This is a genomic window from Streptomyces sp. NPDC002676, from assembly GCF_053592455.1.
This window is the reverse complement of the sequence record NZ_JBSFVT010000001.1, coordinates 897,744-916,303: the sequence shown is the minus strand read 5'-3', so window position 1 is coordinate 916,303 and position 18,560 is coordinate 897,744. Positions and strand designations below refer to the sequence as shown.

General features: G+C 71.4%; 21 protein-coding genes, 1 other RNA gene and 2 pseudogenes. 11 read left to right on the top strand and 13 right to left on the bottom strand.

Annotated features, from left to right (window positions below; translation table 11 throughout):
- Window positions 1-5: 5 nt before the first annotated feature.
- Complete coding sequence (locus ACWD3E_RS04360; RefSeq protein ID WP_451386007.1) at window positions 6-1,175, bottom strand: serine hydrolase domain-containing protein; 1,170 nt, start codon at window positions 1,173-1,175, stop codon at window positions 6-8.
- Window positions 1,127-2,425 carry a multidrug effflux MFS transporter gene (locus tag ACWD3E_RS04355; protein ID WP_451386006.1) on the bottom strand — a complete coding sequence of 433 codons (1,299 nt, stop codon included), beginning with the start codon at window positions 2,423-2,425 and terminating at the stop codon, window positions 1,127-1,129. Before ACWD3E_RS04355 ends, ACWD3E_RS04360 begins: the two co-directional genes overlap by 49 nt.
- A 192-nt stretch (window positions 2,426-2,617) precedes the next feature.
- On the opposite strand from ACWD3E_RS04355, the gene ACWD3E_RS04350 reads away from it, so the two are divergent.
- Window positions 2,618-3,376, top strand: a complete 759-nt coding sequence (locus ACWD3E_RS04350) for an SDR family oxidoreductase (RefSeq protein ID WP_451386005.1) — start codon at window positions 2,618-2,620, stop codon at window positions 3,374-3,376.
- A 332-nt stretch (window positions 3,377-3,708) separates the two neighbouring features.
- Here the strand turns inward: ACWD3E_RS04350 and ACWD3E_RS04345 are convergent, their stop codons facing one another.
- Both ACWD3E_RS04345 and ACWD3E_RS04340 read right to left on the bottom strand, forming a co-directional pair.
- A complete protein-coding gene (locus ACWD3E_RS04345; protein WP_451386004.1) occupies window positions 3,709-4,893 on the bottom strand; it encodes a D-alanyl-D-alanine carboxypeptidase family protein in 1,185 nt (394 codons plus the stop codon).
- A 144-nt stretch (window positions 4,894-5,037) separates the two neighbouring features.
- On the bottom strand, window positions 5,038-5,364 hold the full coding sequence (locus tag ACWD3E_RS04340) for a nuclear transport factor 2 family protein (RefSeq protein ID WP_451351195.1): 327 nt from the start codon (window positions 5,362-5,364) through the stop codon (window positions 5,038-5,040).
- Window positions 5,365-5,508: 144 nt separating this feature from the next.
- Here ACWD3E_RS04340 and ACWD3E_RS04335 point away from each other — a divergent pair, with 144 nt between their 5' ends.
- Window positions 5,509-6,054 (top strand): DoxX family protein, encoded by a 546-nt coding sequence (locus ACWD3E_RS04335; RefSeq protein ID WP_451386003.1) that lies wholly within the window; start codon window positions 5,509-5,511, stop codon window positions 6,052-6,054.
- Window positions 6,055-6,096: 42 nt separating this feature from the next.
- Window positions 6,097-6,447 carry a MazG-like family protein gene (locus ACWD3E_RS04330; protein WP_451386002.1) on the top strand — a complete coding sequence of 117 codons (351 nt, stop codon included), beginning with the start codon at window positions 6,097-6,099 and terminating at the stop codon, window positions 6,445-6,447.
- Window positions 6,448-6,494: 47 nt separating this feature from the next.
- Here the strand turns inward: ACWD3E_RS04330 and ACWD3E_RS04325 are convergent, their stop codons facing one another.
- Complete coding sequence (locus tag ACWD3E_RS04325; protein ID WP_451386001.1) at window positions 6,495-7,394, bottom strand: S1 family peptidase; 900 nt, start codon at window positions 7,392-7,394, stop codon at window positions 6,495-6,497.
- Window positions 7,395-7,737: 343 nt separating this feature from the next.
- Here ACWD3E_RS04325 and ACWD3E_RS04320 point away from each other — a divergent pair, with 343 nt between their 5' ends.
- On the top strand, window positions 7,738-8,628 hold the full coding sequence (locus tag ACWD3E_RS04320; RefSeq protein WP_451386000.1) for a lamin tail domain-containing protein: 891 nt from the start codon (window positions 7,738-7,740) through the stop codon (window positions 8,626-8,628).
- Between the two features lie 91 nt (window positions 8,629-8,719).
- Here the strand turns inward: ACWD3E_RS04320 and ACWD3E_RS04315 are convergent, their stop codons facing one another.
- From ACWD3E_RS04315 to ACWD3E_RS04300, 4 genes and pseudogenes are all read right to left on the bottom strand, one after another.
- Window positions 8,720-9,073 (bottom strand): hypothetical protein, encoded by a 354-nt coding sequence (locus ACWD3E_RS04315; protein ID WP_451351199.1) that lies wholly within the window; start codon window positions 9,071-9,073, stop codon window positions 8,720-8,722.
- A gap of 16 nt (window positions 9,074-9,089) precedes the next feature.
- The gene (locus ACWD3E_RS04310) at window positions 9,090-9,677 is read right to left on the bottom strand and encodes a hypothetical protein (RefSeq protein WP_451385999.1); all 588 of its coding nucleotides are present in this window, start codon (window positions 9,675-9,677) and stop codon (window positions 9,090-9,092) included.
- Between the two features lie 57 nt (window positions 9,678-9,734).
- Window positions 9,735-10,073 (bottom strand): hypothetical protein, encoded by a 339-nt coding sequence (locus ACWD3E_RS04305; RefSeq protein ID WP_451386515.1) that lies wholly within the window; start codon window positions 10,071-10,073, stop codon window positions 9,735-9,737.
- Window positions 10,074-10,214: 141 nt separating this feature from the next.
- Window positions 10,215-10,343 (bottom strand): annotated as a pseudogene (locus tag ACWD3E_RS04300) (helix-turn-helix transcriptional regulator); the annotation flags it as partial.
- 230 nt (window positions 10,344-10,573) lie between these two features.
- Here ACWD3E_RS04300 and ACWD3E_RS04295 point away from each other — a divergent pair.
- The 6 genes from ACWD3E_RS04295 (at window position 10,574) to ACWD3E_RS04270 (ending at window position 13,801) form a co-directional block, all read left to right on the top strand.
- Complete coding sequence (locus ACWD3E_RS04295; RefSeq protein WP_451385998.1) at window positions 10,574-10,741, top strand: hypothetical protein; 168 nt, start codon at window positions 10,574-10,576, stop codon at window positions 10,739-10,741.
- A complete protein-coding gene (locus ACWD3E_RS04290) occupies window positions 10,738-10,944 on the top strand; it encodes a hypothetical protein (protein ID WP_451385997.1) in 207 nt (68 codons plus the stop codon). The genes ACWD3E_RS04295 and ACWD3E_RS04290 overlap by 4 nt, the downstream gene beginning before the upstream one ends.
- Window positions 10,945-11,100: 156 nt before the next feature.
- On the top strand, window positions 11,101-11,361 hold the full coding sequence (gene tgmA / locus ACWD3E_RS04285; RefSeq protein ID WP_451385996.1) for a putative ATP-grasp-modified RiPP: 261 nt from the start codon (window positions 11,101-11,103) through the stop codon (window positions 11,359-11,361).
- Window positions 11,361-12,326, top strand: a complete 966-nt coding sequence (gene tgmB, locus ACWD3E_RS04280) for an ATP-grasp ribosomal peptide maturase (RefSeq protein WP_451385995.1) — start codon at window positions 11,361-11,363, stop codon at window positions 12,324-12,326. The genes tgmA and tgmB overlap by 1 nt, the downstream gene beginning before the upstream one ends.
- On the top strand, window positions 12,323-13,486 hold the full coding sequence (gene tgmC, locus ACWD3E_RS04275) for an ATP-grasp peptide maturase system methyltransferase (RefSeq protein ID WP_451385994.1): 1,164 nt from the start codon (window positions 12,323-12,325) through the stop codon (window positions 13,484-13,486). The genes tgmB and tgmC overlap by 4 nt, the downstream gene beginning before the upstream one ends.
- A gap of 18 nt (window positions 13,487-13,504) precedes the next feature.
- Window positions 13,505-13,801 (top strand): DUF6087 family protein, encoded by a 297-nt coding sequence (locus tag ACWD3E_RS04270; RefSeq protein WP_451385993.1) that lies wholly within the window; start codon window positions 13,505-13,507, stop codon window positions 13,799-13,801.
- 107 nt (window positions 13,802-13,908) lie between these two features.
- On the opposite strand, the gene rnpB is transcribed toward ACWD3E_RS04270, so the two are convergent.
- The 4 genes and pseudogenes from rnpB to ACWD3E_RS04250 form a co-directional block, all read right to left on the bottom strand.
- An RNA gene (rnpB, locus tag ACWD3E_RS04265) (RNase P RNA component class A) lies at window positions 13,909-14,313 on the bottom strand.
- 118 nt (window positions 14,314-14,431) lie between these two features.
- Window positions 14,432-15,178: pseudogene (locus tag ACWD3E_RS04260) on the bottom strand (DMT family transporter); the annotation flags it as partial.
- A gap of 52 nt (window positions 15,179-15,230) precedes the next feature.
- The gene (locus tag ACWD3E_RS04255; protein WP_451385992.1) at window positions 15,231-16,055 is read right to left on the bottom strand and encodes an AraC family transcriptional regulator; all 825 of its coding nucleotides are present in this window, start codon (window positions 16,053-16,055) and stop codon (window positions 15,231-15,233) included.
- 81 nt (window positions 16,056-16,136) lie between these two features.
- On the bottom strand, window positions 16,137-17,570 hold the full coding sequence (locus ACWD3E_RS04250) for an RNB domain-containing ribonuclease (protein ID WP_451385991.1): 1,434 nt from the start codon (window positions 17,568-17,570) through the stop codon (window positions 16,137-16,139).
- Between the two features lie 164 nt (window positions 17,571-17,734).
- Here ACWD3E_RS04250 and yaaA point away from each other — a divergent pair, with 164 nt between their 5' ends.
- Complete coding sequence (gene yaaA, locus ACWD3E_RS04245; RefSeq protein ID WP_451386490.1) at window positions 17,735-18,517, top strand: peroxide stress protein YaaA; 783 nt, start codon at window positions 17,735-17,737, stop codon at window positions 18,515-18,517.
- The last annotated feature ends 43 nt before the right edge of the window (window positions 18,518-18,560 follow it).

The following is an 18,560-nucleotide window of genomic DNA, read 5'->3' as shown; positions in this document are numbered from 1 at the left end:
GGGGGTCAGATCACCGCCCTCGCCAAGTGTGTCCCCAGCCTCGCTCTCGGTGTGCTGTCCGGGTGGCGGCGTCCTGGGTGGACGGTGTTGGCCAGGAGGACGAGGAACGTGTCCGTGGCCGGGTCCAGGACCAGGGAGGTTCCTGTGAAGCCCGTGTGGCCCGCCGCTCCGTGGCCCGCCAGTTCGCCCATGAACCAGGGCTGGTCCACGGTGAAGCCGAGGCCCGGTGGGGTCAGGAGGAGTCCGACGTAGTCGGGGGCGAGGATGCGTGCGGGGCCGTAGGAGCCGCCCGCCAGCAGGGTCCGGCAGAAGACCGCCAGGTCGGGCGCGGTGGAGAAGAGGCCCGCGTGGCCCGCCACCCCGCCGAGCGCCCAGGCGTTCTCGTCGTGGACGACGCCCCGCAGCATCCCCCGGTCCGCCTTGGCCCACGGCCGCCGCTGGTCCTCGGTGGCCGCCGCCCCGCGGCAGGGCCCGAAGCGGGTCCGCGTCATGCCGAGCGGGCGGGTGATGCCGTCCTCGATCAGGATGTCGAGGGTCCGGCCGGTGACGCGCTCCAGCACGGACTGGACCAGGAGCATGTTCAGGTCGGAGTAGACGTAGGTGCCCGGGGCGGTCGTCGGGGGTTCTGCTCGCAGCAGTGCCAGGCGCGCCCTGTCGTCCGGGCAGTCGTACAGCGGGAGTTCGGGGCGCAGCCCGGAGGTGTGGGTGAGCAGCTGCCGTACGGTGATGCCGTGTCGCGCGGCGGCGTGGAAGTCGGGCAGGTAGTCGCCGACCCGGGCGTCTATGCCGAGGGTGCCGCGCTCGATCTGCTGGACGGCGGTGACGGACGTGAAGAGCTTGGTCAGGGAGGCCAGGTCGAAGGGGGTGTCCACGGTCATCGGGACCCGGGCGGAGGCCGGGAGTTCGACGCCCGTGCCGGTCTCGGGGTCGTAGGCCGCGTAACGCACCGCCCAGCCCGCGGCCTCGGCCACGGCGATCACGGGTCCGCGTCCGGCCACGACGACGGCACCGGCCGCCCAGGGGCGCTCTCCGCGGGTGAGGGCGTGCACCTCGCCGACCAGGTGCCCGAGTTCCGCCGGGTCCAGTCCGGCCCGCTCCGCTGTGTCGGCGCGCAGTCTCGGTGCGCTCAGTGCTCGACTCCCTCCGGCCCTGTGCGTGAATTCCAGGGACGGCACATTCCCACGAAGCAGGCCGCGGCGACCAGAGCTCCGGCCAGTTGGACCACGGCCATGGGCACGGCGGTGTGCTCCCCGGCGATGCCGACGAGCGGGGAGGCGACCGCGCCGACGAGGAAGGAGGAGGTGCCGAGCAGGGCGGAGGCGGAGCCGGCGGCCTGGCGCGTGCGCAGCAGGGCCAGGGACTGGGCGTTGGGCAGGGTGAGGCCCATCGCGGACACGAGGACGAAGAGCGCGGCGGCCACGGGGGCGAGGCCGACCTCGCCGAAGGCGCCGGCGGACATCAGCAGCAGCGCGGTCGCGGCGAGCGCGATCACGGTCAGGCCGGTGGCCAGCACCTTGTCCAGGCGGACCCGGCCGACCAGCACCTTGCCGTTGAGCTGCCCGGCCGCCACCAGGCCGACCGAGTTGAGGCCGAAGAGCAGGCTGAAGGTCTGCGGGGAGGCGCCGTAGATCTCCTGGATGACGTACGGCGAGGCGGATATGTAGGCGAACAGCGCGGCGAAGGCGAAGCCGCCGGCGAGCAGGTAGCCGGTGAAGGGCGGGTCGGCGAGCAGGCCGCGCATGGTGCGCAGGGCCGCCGCGACTCCCCCGCCGTGCCGGTCGGCGGGCGGGAGGGTCTCCGGCAGCCGCAGCCAGGCGGTGGCGGCGAGGGCGGCGCCGATCAGGGTGAGGACCACGAAGACACCCCGCCAGTCCGTCACCCTGAGGATCTGCCCGCCGATCAGCGGCGCCACGATCGGGGCGGCCCCGGAGACCAGCATCAGGGTGGAGAAGAAGCGGGCCATGGCGAGGCCGTCGTACAGGTCGCGTACGACGGCCCGTGCGATCACTATCCCGGACGCGCCCGTGAGGCCCTGGGCCAGCCGGAAGGCGATCAGGGTCTGGATGTCCGGGGCGAGGGCGCACAGGACCGTGGCGACCAGGTAGCCGGCGAGGCCCGCCAGGAGCGGGCGGCGGCGGCCCCAGCGGTCGCTCATCGGGCCCACGACCAGCTGCCCGAGCGCCATGCCGGTCAGGCAGGCGGTGAGGGTGAGCTGGGCGGTGGCGGCGGGAGCGTGCAAGGAGCGGGTGACCTCCGGCAGGGACGGGAGGTACATGTCCAGCGCGAGCGGGAGGGAGGCGGTGAGTCCGCCGAGGAGGAGGGTGAGGAGCAGGCCGGTGGCGGGCGCGGCGGCGGTGGCCGGGGGCGGTGCCGGGGTCGATGGCTGTTCCGCGTCCGGTGTCGGCGCAGCCGCGTGCTCGGCCATGTGCCCCTCCCTCTGGCGTCCCTGTCGCGTCCCCGCGTGCCCGCGTGTCCCCGCGGTCCCTCGCCCGCTGAACGGGCCCCATGATCTCAGCTCACACCCGCTGCCGGGGCGCACACGGGCGAGGGTGCCACCTGTGCCGTATGGCGGACAGGCGATTCCGCATGGCGGACTGTCGACCTACGCTGCTGAGCCATGACTGACAGACGATCGAAGATCGCGGTGGTGACCGGCGCCGGTTCCGGTATCGGGCGGGCCGTCGCCGTGGAGCTGCTGCGCGCGGGGTGGTCGGTGACGCTGGCCGGGCGGCGCATCGAGACGCTGGAGGCGACGGCGGCGCTGGCGCCGGAGGGCCCCTGGCTCGCCGTGCGCACGGACGTGTCCCGGCCCGAGGACGTGGACGCCCTGTTCGCGGCGACGGTCGAGCGCTACGGACGCGTCGACCTGCTGTTCAACAACGCGGGCACCTTCGGGCCGGGCGGGGTCGCCGTCGAGGACCTGTCCTACGACGCCTGGCGGCACGTGGTCGACACCAACCTCAACGGGGCGTTCCTGTGCGCGCAGGCGGCGTACCGGCAGATGAAGGAGCAGGACCCGCAGGGCGGCCGGATCATCAACAACGGCTCCATCTCGGCGCACACGCCGCGTCCGAACTCGGTCGCCTACACCGCGACCAAGCACGCGCTGACCGGCCTGACCAAGTCGCTCTCCCTGGACGGGCGGCCGTACGACATCGCGGTCGGGCAGATCGACATCGGCAACGCGGCCACCGACATGACGGCCCGGATGGAGAAGGGCGTGCAGCAGGCGAACGGGCAGATCGTGCCGGAACCCGTCATGGACGTGGCCGACGTGGCACGCACCGTGCGGCACATGGCCGAGCTGCCGCTCTCGGCGAACGTGCAGTTCGCGACGGTGCTGGCGACGGCGATGCCGTACATCGGACGGGGCTGAGGGCGGGACCGAGGGCGGGGCCGAGGGCACGCTCGAGGCGCGATCGAGGCGTGGTTCAGGTGTGATTCAGGCGCGGTTGAGGGGATGCCTGGACAGCCCCCACAAGCGGAATTGGAACATCCGCGCTATTGCGGCCCGTCGGCGACATATGCTCAACTTTCCTCCACGAGAGCTTCACAGTTGAAGCACGAAGCCTCCGCAGCCACCTTGAGGGGGGAGGCGGCAGCCGTTCCACGCACCGGAGTTGGGGGTGGACCTCGCGTGGGACCGCGGGGTACGCACCGGTGGGTGGAACGGCTGCCGCGCAGTTTCGGCGCGGGTCCGGCACGGGTTCAGCGCCGGTGCCTGCCCGCTGACTCGGAATCCGTCGCACCCCTCGCCGCCGTCAGGCGCCGCCGCAGCGCCCAGGCCCCCGCGCCCAGCAGGGCGACCGTGCCCGCGGCGCCCTCCAGCAGGTGCCAGGGCGAGAAGCGGCCGTTCGCCGAGCCGGCCGCGCCGACCGCCGCGTGGACCGCCTTCTTCGCGGGCGCCGCACTCGCCTTCGCCCCGCCCTCGCTGAGCGGCTCGACCAGCGTGCCCACGGCCTGCGCCGAACGCCCCTGCCTGAAGCCCCAGTCGAGCAGCGCGGCGGTCTGCTCGTAGACGGCGTTGGCGCCTTCGGCCGGGTGCATCACGGTGACCAGCAGCGTGCGCCCGCCGCGCGTCGCCGCGCCGGTGAAGGTGTTGCCCGCGTGGCTGGTGTAGCCGTTCTTGACACCGATCAGGCCCTCGTACGTGCCCAGGCCCCACGCCCCGGTCAGCAGGCGGTCGGTGTTCTGGATCTGGAAGGTCTTCTTGCCGCCCGCCGGGAAGTCGGCGGTCCGCGTGCCGCAGTAGCCGCGGAAGTCGTCGTTGCGCAGGCCGTGGCGGGCGAAGAGCGTGAGGTCGTACGCCGAGGAGAGCTGGCCCGGGTGGTCGAAGCCGTCGGGGCTGACGACGTGGGTGTCCAGGGCCTGCAGGTCCTCGGCCTTGGCCTGCATCTCCGCGACCGTCTTGGCGACCCCGCCGTTCATGTGCGCGAGCACGTGCACCGCGTCGTTGCCGGAGCGCAGGAACACGCCCTGCCACAGCTGCTCGACGGTGTAGGTGATGCCGGGCTTGATACCGACGAGGCTGGAGCCGAACGGGATGTCGGACAGGTCGGCGTCGGTGACCTTGTGCCGCTCGGTGCGGTCGAACTTCTCCAGCACGGTGTCCGCGAACAGCATCTTCAGCGTGGACGCGGGCGCGAGCCGCCGGTGCGCGCCGAACGAGGCCAGTACCTCTCCGCTCGCGAAGTCGGCGATCAGCCAGGAGCGGGCGGAGAGCTTCGTGGGCAGTCCACTGGCGCCGCTCACCTGGATCCCGGTACGGGCCAGTCGCTCTCCGCCGATGACGTTCGCCTCGGCCGCGGCGGCAAGGGTGGTCGCGGACAGGGGCAGGGCGGCGGCCGAGAGTCCGAGGAGGGCACGCCGGCTGAGCGGAGAACTATCGCGCATCCCGGGACCGTACACCGAATCGATTACGTCCTTCTTTCGGGCCCGACCCGCGTCTTACTCAGTAGCCCTACCTGGTCCTCCTACCCGGTCCTCCTACCCGGCCTCCTACCCGATCCTCCTACCCCGCCTCGTCATCCGCCGGGTTCAGGCCTGCTCGGTCTCGAAGCGGGAGATCCGCCCGTCGTCCTCGACGGTGAAGCTCCACCGGGTGCGCATCTCGCCCCAGGCGTCGTTGCGGTAGTGGGCCACGAGGGCACGGCCGCCCTTGAGCTCCTTGTCGACCTCCATGTGGCCGTTGGAGGCGAAGATCTCCCGGTCGATCCACTCGTCGAGGTCGCGGTCGGCGCCGTCGTCGGCCATGGTCGCGTCGGCCGTGAGGAGGGCCTTGAAGCGCGCGCGGTCATGGTCGTTGACGGCGCTGACGAAGGCCCGGACGGCCGGATCGCTGAGCTTGGCTGGCTGAATCGTCATGGCGCCAGGCTCACACCGCTCCCGGGGCCCCGCCACCCGAACGCCCGCCAGGACGGGCCCGGTGGTGTGCTGGGTGCGACGGTGGAGACACGGATGCGGAGGGGGGTCGTCCGCTCGTCCTGCCGCCTCTCCCTGGGAGCCACCGTGACCTGCTTCGACCGACGTGATCTGGGCCTGCTGCTGCTCCGGCTGGGGACCGGCGGGGTGCTCGCCGCGCATGGCACGCAGAAGCTGTTCGGCTGGTTCGGCGGGCACGGCCTGGAGGGCACCGGCCAGTTCATGGAGTCCGTCGGCTACACACCCGGCAAGGCGAGCGCGACCGCGGCGGGCCTGGCGGAGGCGGGCGGCGGCGCGCTGCTGGCGCTGGGCCTCGCGACCCCGGCGGCGGGCGCGGCGGCGGCAGGCGCGATGGCCGGCGCCTCCGCGGTGCACGTGCCCAACGGCTTCTTCGCCCAGTCGGGTGGCTACGAGTACGCGGCGACGCTGGGCCTGGCCGCGACGGGCCTCGCGATCACCGGCCCCGGCCGGCTCTCCCTCGACCACGCCCTCGGCCATGTCTTCGACCGCGGCTGGATGGTCCCGCTGGCCCTCGGCGCGACGGCGGCGGGAACGGCCCTGATCGTCGGCGCCCGCAACCGGCGGGTCCGGGCGAAGAAGGAGGGCGAGCAGGAGGTGCTGTTCGAGGAGTAGGGCCTGTTTCCAGGCGGACGGCGCCTGGGCAGGCTGCGGAGTATGAGCCATCCGGACAGCACCGCCGCCGGGCCCGCCGACCTGTGGCCCGTCATCGACGAACTCTGGGCCCGTCTGGAGGCGTCCCGTGCCCACGCCGGCCCGCAGGGCGTACTGCTCCGCATCCTCAAGCTCTCCGAGGAGGTCGGCGAGGTGGCGGAGGCAGTCATCGGGGCGACCGGACAGAATCCGCGCAAGGGGGTCAGCCACACCTGGGAGGACGTCCAGGCCGAACTCTGCGACGTGGCGATCACGGCCCTGGTGGCCCTGCGCACGCTCACCCCGGACGCGCGGGAGGCCTTCGAGGCGCACCTGAAAGGGGTACGGGAGCGTCCGACGACTCCCCCGGCCTGAGCAGCCCCCCGAAGGGATGCCGCTCAGGCCAGGCCGCGAGGAAGGGCCTAGTACACGCTGACGCCGTACGCGCTCAGCGCTTCGGTCACCGGCTGGAAGAAGGTCGTACCGCCGGAGGTGCAGTCGCCGCTGCCGCCGGAGGTCAGGCCGATGGCCTTGGTGCCGTCGAACAGCGAACCGCCGGAGTCGCCCGGCTCGGCGCAGACGTTGGTCTGGATGAGGCCGTAGACGATGTCGCCGCCGCCGTAGTTCACGGTGGCGTTGAGGGCCTGGACGGTGCCGCTGTGGACGCCGGTGGTGGAGCCGCTGCGCTTGACGGACTCGCCGACGAACGCGTTGGCGGCGGAGGTGATGTCCTGGCTGGTGCCGTTGTACAGGTTGACGGTGCCGGGGTGGGTGACGCCGGTGTTGTCGTAGCGGACGATGCCGTAGTCGTTGGTCGGGAAGCTGGACCCCACGGTGGGGCCGATGTAGGTGCTGAAGCTGGAGCTGGTGTACCAGTTCGGGAGGCCGTCGGTGCAGTGGCCGGCGGTCAGGAAGTAGTAGGTGCCGCTGCTGCTACGGACGTTGAAGCCGACGGAGCAGCGCCAGCCGGCGTCGGCGTAGATCGCGGTGCCGCCGTTGAGCAGCTTCTTGAAGGTGCCGCTGACGCGCTTGACGGTGACTGCGTCACCGTAGGAGGCCGTGGCGGACCGGAGCTTGGCCAGCTCGGCGCCCGAGACGCGGCTGTCGGCGCTCACTACGAGGGTGTTGCTCTTGGGGTCGACGGCCCAGGCGGTGCCGGGGATGTCGGCGGCCTTGACGGCAGCACCGGCCCTGGCGAGCTGGGCGGAGCTGTGGGTGGGGGCGGCGTGGGCGGCGGGCGTCGCGAGCGCCGCGGCGAGGAGTCCTGACGCCACGGCGATCAGCCCGGAGCGTCTGACGATGCGAGGGGTCTTGACCTTCACTCGTTCCTCCTGGGTGGTGGGGAGGCCGGCCAGGTGGCACGCGATGATCCCGGGTTTTCGGCGTGCTCCTGACAAGCGCGCACGGAATGGAGTATTCAGCTCCCCGCAGGTGGAGGACAAGCGGTCGACAGCAGAAATTACGCGCGTAACATATTGGCCTGGACCTGCCGCCGAATCCCCCAAGTCCACTGCGGTCCAATCGGACTGATGATCAGTCGGACACGGCGCGACGGGACCAGCTCTTCACGGAAACCACGGCCAAGCCCCCGCTCGGCGCGAACCGGACCCGGCGGGGGCTTCGTCGTACCCAGCATCCGGAGGCGGACACCGACAGGGAGAGACCATGAAGAGCCGCACGGCCATGACCGCGCTCACCGCCATGACTGCCGTCCTCGGCGTCGCCATGCCCGCACACGCCACGGGTACCACCACTACCACCACCGACGACGTCGCCGCGATCCGGTTCGTGTCGGTCCACTGGTGGGATCCGTCGTCGAACGGCATCAACACGTACGTGCAGTTCAAGAACACGGGCACCGAGACGGTCGACCTGAGCGGTGCCACGCTGGAGACGGTCGACCAGGACAACGGCGCCGGATACGGCATGGACTTCGATCCGGGCACCAGACTGGCGCCCGGGAAGACGATGGTCGTCACCATCGGAGGCCGGCCCGGACTGGCGAACTACTACGCGTGGACCTCCGAGTTCGGGGTCTTCTACAAGCAGCTCTCTCTCAGGCCCGCGAACCACGAGCTGTACGGCATCGGCTGCATGCTCAACCCGGTCCCCGACTATGGCTACGACGTCCACACGGGACCCAAGTCGGCCGACAGCCTCTGCTCCGGCTACAGCCGCTCGCCGGTCCGCATGGCCAAGGTGTACTCCGACTCGCCGGGCTCCGACACCGGGACCGACTCCAGCCTGAACGCCGAGTACGTGCAGCTGAAGAACTACGGCACCAAGGACGTGAAGATCGGCGGGGACACGATCTACAACGGCGTCGACAGCCTGTACAAGCTGCCCGCGTTCACGCTGAAGGCCGGGAGGACGGTCACCGTACGCACCGGAAAGGGCACGAACACGACGAGCACCCTGTACATGAACCGCACGTCGTACTTCTGGCCGAACCGGAAGTCGTCCGGGTTCCTGTCCGACAGCAGCAACCGACGCCTGTCGAACTGCTCCTACGACGACTCCGAGCACCAGGGCTGGCAGTACTGCACCCACAACTGAACAGGGCGCTTGCACGGCTACCTTGACGGCTACGTAAGGAGACGCCCCCGCCCCGGAGCGGTCCGGACGGGGGCTTCGCCGTTCTCGCAGTTCAGACAGCCTGTTCGATGCGCTCGAAGATGTCCGAGTCCGTCTCCTGCTGCCAGGTCGGCAGGTCGGCCCAGTCGGCGACGTATCCGGGCTTCGGGTCCTTGAAGTGCTTGAACATCTGGGCGGTCCAGCAGATCGCGACGAAGCGGCCCTTCTGCTCGCGGGTGAGCCTCGTGGCATGCCCTTCGCTGATCCTGATGAAGTCGCGCACCTGTCCGTACACGGCGGCGGCAGCCTCGCGCTCCCACTCGGGTGTCTCGTCCCACGGCGTGACATAGCCAGGCTTCGGCTCACCGGGGTAGTGCTTGGTCACACCGGCGATCCACGCCTCGCGGAAGATCCGACCGTCACTCATGCACGTGTCCCTCTCGTCATGCGGTACGCGAAAGCGCCGCGATTCGGTGATCCAGATCCGAGACTCGGCCATCGGACATCAGCGGGGCAAGGCGCCCTCGGAGTCCGTCCAGCTTCTTGCCGATGAATCCCGAGTTCGACCGGTCGGCCAGACCGAGCACTGCCTCCGCGTACTGCACGACCTGATCGATATCGCCCCGGTGGACCCCGAGGACGGCAAGGTCGCTCAGCACAGCGGCGCGGCGGCGCAGCGACAAGGGTTGGGCGAAGGCTGCGGAGAGGGCGTCTTCCGCGAGGTCGGGACGGCCGAGCTGGAGGTAGCAGGCTCCTCGCTCCTCGGAGAGGCGGGAACCGTCGAAGCGAAGCCAGCCACCATTGTGGGAGTGGCCGTCGAGGAAGTGCACCTTCTCAGCCTCGTCGAGGGCCCTGGTGCATCCGTCGATGTCGCCCATGGCCGCGCACGCCTGAGCCTGGACGGAGGCGACCCAGTGGCGGGTGGACAGTGCGCTGTCGCCCCGCCGGGCGATCCGCGAGGCCACCGCCAGCAGGGGTTGGGCAGCGGGCGCGCGTCGCGCGTACAACTCGACGTAGGCGTGGCGGGTCATGGCACAGGCCCAGAGGTCGTGGTCACCACCGGCATGGGCGGCGTTGGCGGCCAGCGTCTAGCACTGGGCAGCGTCGGTGTACCGGTTGGCGTCGAAGAAGAGTTCGCCGGCGAGTTGGTAGAGGTCGGCCGTCATCGTGCACAGCCGGGCCCGGTCCGCTGGGGTACGCGCCTCGGCCAGGCCCTTCGTCAGGGCGTCGAGTTGCTTGCGGACCGCCGGAAAGACGGTCGGCTTGGAATCCGAGAGGGTGAAGACCTGCCACAGACTGCGGTGCAGCTCCTCCCCTGTCTCCAGGAGCGCCACCACTGTGTGTCCTCGCGGGGCCTCGTCCGAACCGGGCAGGGTGACCAGTGCGCCCGTGACGGCGAGCAGGCCCAGGACATCGCGGCGCTTCATATCGTCATCATCACCATGGAGGAGGGGTGGGGTGCCAGGAAGCACGGCGGTTTCGGCCGGCTGTTCTTCGAAGAGAAGCCCTTCCAGCTCGGAGAGGGTGACTCCTAACAGGCTGGCGATCTTGGGCCGTTGGTGCGGCTGTGGGGTGGCACGGCCACTTTCCCAACGGACCACGGTGGACGCGGCCACCGTAAGAGCCTCTGCGAATGCCTCCTGAGAGTAGCCCTTTGCCACCCTCCGTTCGGCAAAGCACCTACGCCTTAAGGTCATTGGCCTCCCCTCACGAAGAGCACCTTCCTCACGCGCAACACCCGATGCCCGGAAAACGCCTGAGCAATGCGCGAGGTCCGCTCTGGGAGACGGTAACGGATCGTCGTTCACTGGTCACACGCCGCTCGGAGGTTGAAGGACCATCGGGCGGCTCCCCGAGGCAGCAGGCCGCGCGCCGCGTTCCGTCCAGGCTGCGGCCAGTTGCTGCCCCATCAGAGAGGAGCGACCACGTGACAACCTCCGAACTGCCCCGCAGGAACCTCGGCGCCGACGGCCGTGCGTGCACGCCGCCGGAGTCCCAGCCGGGTGCGCCGAGCCGGGCTCTGCGGGTACGGGCGGCCGACGGCTGGGAAAGGTTCATGCGCCGCGTCGAGGCCCGGCAGGAGGCGGAGACGTGAACCCGGTCGGGCCCGACGGCTACGAGCAGCACCCGCTCCTGAACACGAACGTCCGCGACATCGCCTCACGCGGCGAGGGTGTGCTCGTCGCCGTCACGCACGAGCTCCACAGCCACGGCACGGTCCGGGTCGCGCGCATCCGGCCCGAGAGTGGCGCCGAGTGGACGACCGCGGCCGACAACATCCAGGCAGCTCGCCTCTGAGGCGGTGGCCACGGTTCTCCGTCCGCACCGTACCGGCGCGGACGGAGAACAGACGTTCAAGCCCCGCTCACCCCTATCAGGCCCTTGCCTGGGAGGACGTCCCTCATCCGGGTGAGCGGATTCCTGCACCACTCCGCTTTCAACCCAAGGAGTCCCATGACCGCCTCCGTCGCATTCCCCGCCCCCACGCGGCCGTGGGGTGTGGGCCGACTCGCGCCCTACCCGACGACCATCCGCCGACCCCACGCCACGGTCGCCATCGACCCCACGACGCAGCTCGGGGTGTTCCGCGACCGCGCCGGGCAGGTGGTCGAGATGGGCAAGCACGGCACCAGCTCCGGTACCGAGACCTCCACGACGACGAACTCGGACTCCCGGAACGACCAGGGTCACGACCAGGACAGCAACCAGGACTGATGACCACGACCGAGAAGGGACCTGTTCTGGTGGCCACCGAGGCGGACGACATCACCGCCGACATGGTGATCACCGAACTCAACCGGCGCGATGTGCCGGTGGTCCGGTTCAACCCCGCCGACATCGGAGAGGACCTCACGGTCTCGGCTCGGTTCGGCACCTGCCTGGCCCGTGTGGTCGGGCAGGTGCGCACCCCGTCGAGAACCGCCGACCTGCCACGCGTCCGATCGGTGTACTGGCGCCGCCCGGAGTGGCCGTCATTCCCCAACCTGTCCCCGGACGACTCCCGTTTCGCGGCGGCGCAGGTCCGCTACGGGCTTGGGGGCACGCTCTACGCTGTGGACGGCCCGCTCTGGGTCAACCACCCATTGCGCATGGCAGCGGCCGACTACAAACCCGCCCAGCTCGCTCTCGCCCAGCAGCTCGGCTTCACCGTCCCACCCACCCTCGTCACCAACAACCCGTCCGAGGCGCGGGAGTTCATCCGCATCCAAGGAGACGCGATCTTCAAGACGCTGCGGTGGACTCCCTATACGCGTGATGGCGTGCCCGTGACCGGATGGGCTGACCCCGTCACCGCCGACGAGATCGACGACAGCGTTCGCGTCGCGCCCCACATGTTCCAGGCCCGCGTGGACAAGGTCGCCGACCTCCGCGTCCTGATCGTGGGGCGACGCACGTTCGCCGTGCGCATCGACTCCGAACTTCTGGACTGGCGCAAGGACTACAGCGCCCTGACCTACACCGTGGAGCACCTTCCCGACCGGGTGGACAAGGCACTGCACGCCTACCTGGACCGACTGGAGCTGGTATCAGGGAGCTTCGACCTCGCGGTCGGCCGGGCAGGGGACTACTGGTGGCTGGAGCTGAATCCCAATGGGCAGTGGGGGTGGCTGGAGACGGGGACCGGCCTCCCGATGTCCGCCGCCTTCGCCGACCTGCTCATGCAAGGAGACCGCCGATGACCGACCCGGCATCCGAGCGGCGCCGCATGGCGGCCGTTCTCGCGAGCAAGGGCGTACTGAAATCCCCCTGGCTGCGCGAAGCCGTCGAAACCGTCCCCCGCGAGCAGTTCCTCCATCCCGGAGTCTTCCTCGACGAGGGACGGACCTGGCGGCCCGTCACCGCCGTCGGTACGGACCCGGACGAGTGGCTGAAGATCGCGTACAGCCTCGACACCGTCACCACCCAGCTCGACGGCCACCTCACCTCCGACCAGACCGGCGAACCCGTCGCGGGCGTGCCCACGTCGTCCTCGACCGACCCGACCACGGTCGTCGGCATGATCGAGGCCCTGGACCTCAAGGCGGAACACCACGTCCTGGAGATCGGCACGGGCACCGGCTACTCCACGGCCCTGATGTGCCACTACCTCGGCGAGGACAACGTCACCACGATCGAGGTCGACCCTCAGGTGGCAGCACGCGCAGATGCCGCCCTGGAAACCGTGGGCTACTCGACGTGGACGGTGACGGGCGACGGGCTTCTCGGTCATCCGCACCGGGCGCCGTACGACCGGGTCATCGCCACCTGCGCGGTCCGCCGCATCCCGTACACGTGGATCAGGCAGACGAAGCCCGGTGGCATCGTCCTCGGCACGGTCGGCTCCTGGCCTTGGGGTACCGGCCTCGCGAAGGTCACCGTCGGCGAGGACGGTACCGCCGAGGGCGCGTTCATCGGACGCTCCTCCTTCATGCAGGCACGGGCCCAGGCGGTGACGCCGTTGGCCGGCGACCTCTCCGCCCGGGCCGCCTACTCAGACAGTGAGCGGGTCACCCGGGTGTCTCCTCTCGTCCTGGAGGAGTGGATGCCCGCCTTCCTCGCACAGCTCGCGGCGCCCGGTGCACAGTTCGTCCGCGCCGCCCGCGCCGACGGCTCACCCTTGCGGTACCTGTTCGATCCGGAGCGGGAGTCGTTCGCCGAGTTCATCGCCGACGGCGAGAACTGGACCGTCCGCCAGGGCGGCCCCGTGGCTCTGTGGCACGACATCGAACGCTCCCTTGTCGCCTGGCAGGACGCCGGAACGCCGGACATCGAGGCCATTCGACTCCGCGTGACGACCAACTCCCACCTGTACTGGATCGACCGGAGCCCCTCGCTGCGCTGGGAACACCGGCACGCCTGAGCCACTACCCTCCTGGGAATGGACGATGAGTCGCTGTCCCAGTGGGCCGAGCGCCGTGACGCGAGGATCGGACAGCTCCGCGCCATACCTCTCGTGAGCGGCGACGGCCCGCGTGGGTCGCACCTGAACCCTGACACGCCCCGGGCAATCCAGCGGTGGAACGGCCACCTGTGGGAGCCCCACTGCTTCGCGGCGAATCTCGCGGAGGCGAGGCGTGTTCTGTTCCCCGCCACCGAGGTCGCCCCTTCCTCGGAGCCAGCGCCGAAGCTCGGCCCCGGGACCGGCAAACACCGGAAGCCCCGGGCGCCGCGATAGTCCACGCGGTCCCGTTCGAACCGGTGCGAGCCGGGGTCCAGCGAGACCTGCCCATACACGGAGAAGGGCCTCTGACCGGTGTTTCTACTGGTCAGAAGCCCTGAGGGCAGACGAGTCGGGCTGTACGCCGGGTTCTGTTCCCCGGTGTCCTCGCGGACGCCGGGGCGACGGCCATCCATCTAGGGCCGACGTTGCCGCCGGCCTCGTGCGGTCTACCCGCGGACTCGGGCGGGCAGCCCTCGAACGTCCGCGCAGAGCGCGTTTTACGGCGCTCCTTTTGACCTTGCTCCGGGTGGGGTTTACCGAGCTGCCCAGGTCACCCTGGGCACTGGTGGTCTCTTACACCACCGTTTCACCCTTACCGAGGACCGAGGTCCCCGGCGGTCTGCTTTCTGTGGCACTGTCCCGCGGGTCACCCCGGGTGGCCGTTAGCCACCACCCTGCCCTGTGGAGCCCGGACGTTCCTCGGGAAGCCCCCTAGGGGGACTCCACGCGGCCGTCCGCCCGGCTCGTCTGCCGTGTCGACCATGGTACCCGGCGCGTGGTCCGGCGCGGACCGGCGGAGGCCGTCGCCAGGACCGAGCCGGCCAGGATGAGGGTGAACGCCAGCAGGATGCCGGTGGTCAGCGGCTCGTCCAGGAACAGGGCGCCCGCCGCCACCGCCACGGCCGGGTTGACGTACGTGATCACGGTCGCCCGGGTCGGGCCCGCCTCCTTGATCAGTTCCAGGAAGGCCACGAACGCCACCGCCGTGCACAGCACGCCCAGCGCGGCGAGGGCCGCCAGGACGGAGGCGGAGGGGAGCGCGGACGGGCGGGTGAGCGCGGCGGCGGGGGCGTAGGCCAGGGCCGCCAGGGTCAGGCAGGCGGTCGTCAGGTGCAGGGACGGTACGTCCTTCATGCGGCGCGCGGCTATGAGGGGCGCGGTCGCGTAGCCCAGGACCGTGAGCAGCACCTCGGCCAGCGAGCGCGCGTCGCCGCCGGTGAGGTGCGGGAGGGTCAGGACGGTGACGCCGGCCAGGCCCAGGGCCAGGCCCGCGAGGCGCCGGGCGCCGAGGTGTTCCGCCCCGCCGAAGAAGCGGGACAGGAGTACGCCCGCTATCGGGACGCCCGCGATCAGCAGGCCGGCCGTCGAGCTGGACAGGTGCCGTTCGGCGTCGGTGAGGGTGAACCAGGGTCCCATGATCTCCAGGCACGCGAAGGCCAGCAGGGGGCGCCAGTGGGCTCGTACGGTGTCGGCCAGGCCGCCCTGGCGCAGGGCGAACGGGAGCAGCAGGACCGCGCCGAGCGCGCAGCGCGTGAAGACCACGACCGGCGGGGACACAGAGTCCACCGCCACCTTGATCAGCAGATAGGGGATGCCCCAGACCACTCCCATCAGGGAGAACAGAAGCCAGCCGCGTGCAGTCATGCGCCGAGTTTCGGCCACTTCACCCGCGGGGGTCTTGAACGCTGTTGCGGTACGCCGCCGGGGTCACCCCGAGCACCCGGCGGAACCAGCGGGTCAGGTGCGCCTGGTCGGCGAAGCCGACGAGGGTGGCCACCTCGGCGGGGCGCAGGCCCGCCTCCAGCAGGCCGCGGGCGCGGGCGACCCGGTGCTGGGCGAGCCAGGCGTACGGCGGTATGCCGAGCGTCGTACGGAAGGCCCGCAGGAGCTGGTAGCGGGACAGGCCCAGGTCGGCGGCGAGCAGGGCGAGGGAGGGCGGGGCGGTGAGCTCGTCGGCCAGGCGGTCGCGGACGGTGAGGGCGATGGCCTGGGCGCCGGGGATCCGGTCGGCGGCGGGCCGGGCCGTGGAGTGGCGGCGGGCCAGCGCGGTCAGCAGCCAGGGGACACGGGACTCGGCCTCCAACGGGTCGGGGCAGACGCTGAGCTCCGTGTGCGCGGCGCGCAGTGCGGCGGCGAGCTCCGGGTCGTCGAGGACGGGCTCGCGGAAGTGCGGGAGGCCGCCGAGGGTGCCTTCGGTCAGCAGGGCGGGGTCGGCGTACAGGGCGCGGTAGGCGTAGCCGTCGCCGGCGCTGCCGGGGCCGCCGGTGTGCATCTCGCCGGGGTCGAGGACGACGATCGAGCCGGGGCCGGTGCGGATGTGGCCGCCCCGGTAGTCGATCACCTCGGAGCCGCCGACGCAGACCCCGATCGTGAACTCCTCGTGGGCGTGCGGGGCGTAGACGTGCTTGTCGAAGGAGGCGGTCAGCAGGTCGAGCGGAGGTCCGCAGCGGCCCAGTCGCGCCCGTGTCCACAGCGCCCGTTCCGCCATGGCGCACCCCCCTTGTCGTACTGCCTGCTGCTTCCTCGGGGTGCAACGTCGTGAGGCCCCGCTTCCATGCCGGGCAAAGCTTCACGCGGGGGTGAAAAGGATCTTCGTCGTACCCGGATCGGCCTGGGTGAGGCGGACGGGCAGGCGTTCGCCGAGGGGCAGTCCCTCGCCCTCGATGCGGCCGACGACCGCCGGGGACTCCAGATGCACGGTGCCGGCGGTCGGCCGGTGCTCGTCCAGGTCCACCACGCAGCCGTCGAAGACCTCCCCGATCCGGTCCTTGAGCAGGGCCGCCTCCACGATGTCGACGCACTCCCGCTCGACCGTGTCCGCGAGCCGGGCGGCTTCGGCCATCTGCCGCGGCAGCTCGTCCAGCGCGGCGAGCACCCAGTCGGGCGGGGCCTGCCCGGCGACGGCCGCGAGACAGAGCTCGGCGGCGTAGCGGTCGGCGAGGCGGCGCAGCGGGGCGGTGCAGTGGGTGTAGGGGGCGGCGACGGCGGCGTGCGTGGTGATCGCGGGCAGGTCGCCGTCGCGGAACACGGTGTATCCGGCGCCGCGCAGCAGGGTCGTGCATTCCTGGAGGAAGGCCGCGTGGCGGGGCTCGTGCGGGTCGAGCGTGCGGATCAGGGCCGCGTACGACACATGGTGCGGCCAGTCGATGCGCAGGGCGACGGCGGTGCGGCGCAGCCGGGCCACGGCGCCGTCCGGTGCGGCGGGCAGGGTGCGCAGGACGCCGGTGCCGTGCGCGAGCATCAGGTCGGCCGCGGCCATGCCGGTGAGCAGGGTGAGCTGGGCGTTCCAGCGCTCGGCGGGGAGGGGGGCGCGGTACCCGAGGACGTAGGTGTGGTCCCGCGCCGTGATCTCCTGCTCGGGCACGTTGAGGGAGATGCCGCCGCGCTCGGCCTCCAGCCGCTCCCGGGCCTCGCCGATCTCCTTCAGCAGCGCGACCGGCTCCTCGGCCGTCCCGGTGTCGAGCTGCTCCTGTACGCCGGCGTAGTCCAGCTTGGCGCGGCTGCGGACCAGGGCCCGGCGCACGTCGACGGCGGTGGTGCGGCCCTCCGCGTCGAGGTCGAGCGTCCACAGCACGGCCGGCCGCGTCCGGTCCGGCAGCAGGCCGGCCGCGCCCTCGCTGAGCACGGCGGGGTGCAGGGGCACCTTCTCGTCGGGGAAGTACAGGGTGTTCACCCGCCGATGCGTCTCCGCGTCCAGCGGCCCGCCGGGTACGACGAAGGCGGCGACGTCGGCGATGGCGCACCGGACCCGGTATCCGGTGCCCTGCCGGGACAGGTGGGCCGCCTGGTCGAGGTCGGTGGAGGTGGGAGGGCCGAGGGTGAAGAAGGGGATGTCCGTGGCGTCGTTCGCGGGGAGCGTGGGCGCCTCGGCCGAGCGTTCGGCCTCCTCCTGCACCTCGGCCGGGAAGCCCTCCGGGATGCCGAGTTCGGCCCGGAGCGCGGTGAGGGCGGCCCGGAGAGGCCCCTCGGGAGCGCCGGTCACGCGGATGTGGCGGCGGGGCATACAGCGAGCGTAGGGCCTGCCTGCCGGATCAGCTCGGCGGAGAAGGACGGCTCCTTCTCGGTCACCCCGCGACGCCGGGAGGATCCGGCGGGCAGGCCCTGCGGACTGAGGCACGGGTGCGGCACGCCGTACGCTGTCGCGGAGGTCTACGTAAGGAGTACGTGTTGCTGGTCCTGCTGCCGCCCTCCGAAGGCAAGGCGAGCCCGGGCAAGGGTGCCCCGGTGAAGCTGGAGTCGCTGTCCCTGCCGGGGCTGACCGGTGCGCGGGAAGCCGTGCTCGGGGAGCTGGTCGAGCTGTGCGCCGGGGACGAGGAGAAGGCGCGCGAGGTGCTCGGGCTGAGCGAGGGGCTGCGCGGCGAGGTCGCGAAGAACGCGGGGCTGCGCACGGCCGCGACCCGTCCGGCCGGGGAGATCTACACCGGTGTGCTCTACGACGCCCTCGGCCTGGCCTCGCTGGACACGGCGGCGAAGAGGCGGGCGGCGCGCTCGCTGCTGGTCTTCTCGGGGCTGTGGGGCGCGGTACGCGTGACGGACCGCATCCCCTCCTACCGCTGCTCGATGGGCGTGAAGCTGCCGGGTCTCGGCGCGCTGTCCGGGCACTGGCGCGCACCGATGGCGCAGGCGCTGCCGGAGGCGGCCGGGGACGGGCTCGTGCTGGACCTGCGGTCCTCCGCGTACGCGGCGGCCTGGAAGCCGAAGGGCGAGACCGCCGGGCGGACCGCCACCGTACGGGTGCTGCACGCGCCGACGCGGAAGGTCGTCAGCCACTTCAACAAGGCGACCAAGGGCCGGATCGTACGGAGCCTGCTGACCGCCGGGACCGCGCCGAAGAACCCCGCCGAACTGATCGACGCGCTGCGGGAGCTGGGCTACGTCGTGGAGGCGGAGGAGCCGGACAGGGCCGGGAAGGCGTGGTCGCTGGACGTGCTGGTGGACGAGATCCACTGACGTCGATCGGGGCCCAGCAGGGCTTCCGCCCCTGGCGCGGGTC

Coding starts and splice junctions, on each gene's coding strand:
- ACWD3E_RS04305 (WP_451386515.1), bottom strand. CDS start 10,073: ATGAAGCGCCGCGATGTCCTGGGCCTGCTCGCCGTCACGGGCGCACTG.
- tgmA (WP_451385996.1), top strand. CDS start 11,101: ATGACCGCCTCCGTCGCATTCCCCGCCCCCACGCGGCCGTGGGGTGTG.
- ACWD3E_RS04350 (WP_451386005.1), top strand. CDS start 2,618: ATGACTGACAGACGATCGAAGATCGCGGTGGTGACCGGCGCCGGTTCC.
- ACWD3E_RS04255 (WP_451385992.1), bottom strand. CDS start 16,055: ATGGCGGAACGGGCGCTGTGGACACGGGCGCGACTGGGCCGCTGCGGA.
- ACWD3E_RS04270 (WP_451385993.1), top strand. CDS start 13,505: ATGGACGATGAGTCGCTGTCCCAGTGGGCCGAGCGCCGTGACGCGAGG.
- ACWD3E_RS04330 (WP_451386002.1), top strand. CDS start 6,097: ATGAGCCATCCGGACAGCACCGCCGCCGGGCCCGCCGACCTGTGGCCC.
- ACWD3E_RS04345 (WP_451386004.1), bottom strand. CDS start 4,893: ATGCGCGATAGTTCTCCGCTCAGCCGGCGTGCCCTCCTCGGACTCTCG.
- ACWD3E_RS04310 (WP_451385999.1), bottom strand. CDS start 9,677: ATGACCCGCCACGCCTACGTCGAGTTGTACGCGCGACGCGCGCCCGCT.
- tgmC (WP_451385994.1), top strand. CDS start 12,323: ATGACCGACCCGGCATCCGAGCGGCGCCGCATGGCGGCCGTTCTCGCG.
- ACWD3E_RS04340 (WP_451351195.1), bottom strand. CDS start 5,364: ATGACGATTCAGCCAGCCAAGCTCAGCGATCCGGCCGTCCGGGCCTTC.
- tgmB (WP_451385995.1), top strand. CDS start 11,361: ATGACCACGACCGAGAAGGGACCTGTTCTGGTGGCCACCGAGGCGGAC.
- ACWD3E_RS04355 (WP_451386006.1), bottom strand. CDS start 2,425: ATGGCCGAGCACGCGGCTGCGCCGACACCGGACGCGGAACAGCCATCG.
- ACWD3E_RS04315 (WP_451351199.1), bottom strand. CDS start 9,073: ATGAGTGACGGTCGGATCTTCCGCGAGGCGTGGATCGCCGGTGTGACC.
- ACWD3E_RS04320 (WP_451386000.1), top strand. CDS start 7,738: ATGAAGAGCCGCACGGCCATGACCGCGCTCACCGCCATGACTGCCGTC.
- ACWD3E_RS04250 (WP_451385991.1), bottom strand. CDS start 17,570: ATGCCCCGCCGCCACATCCGCGTGACCGGCGCTCCCGAGGGGCCTCTC.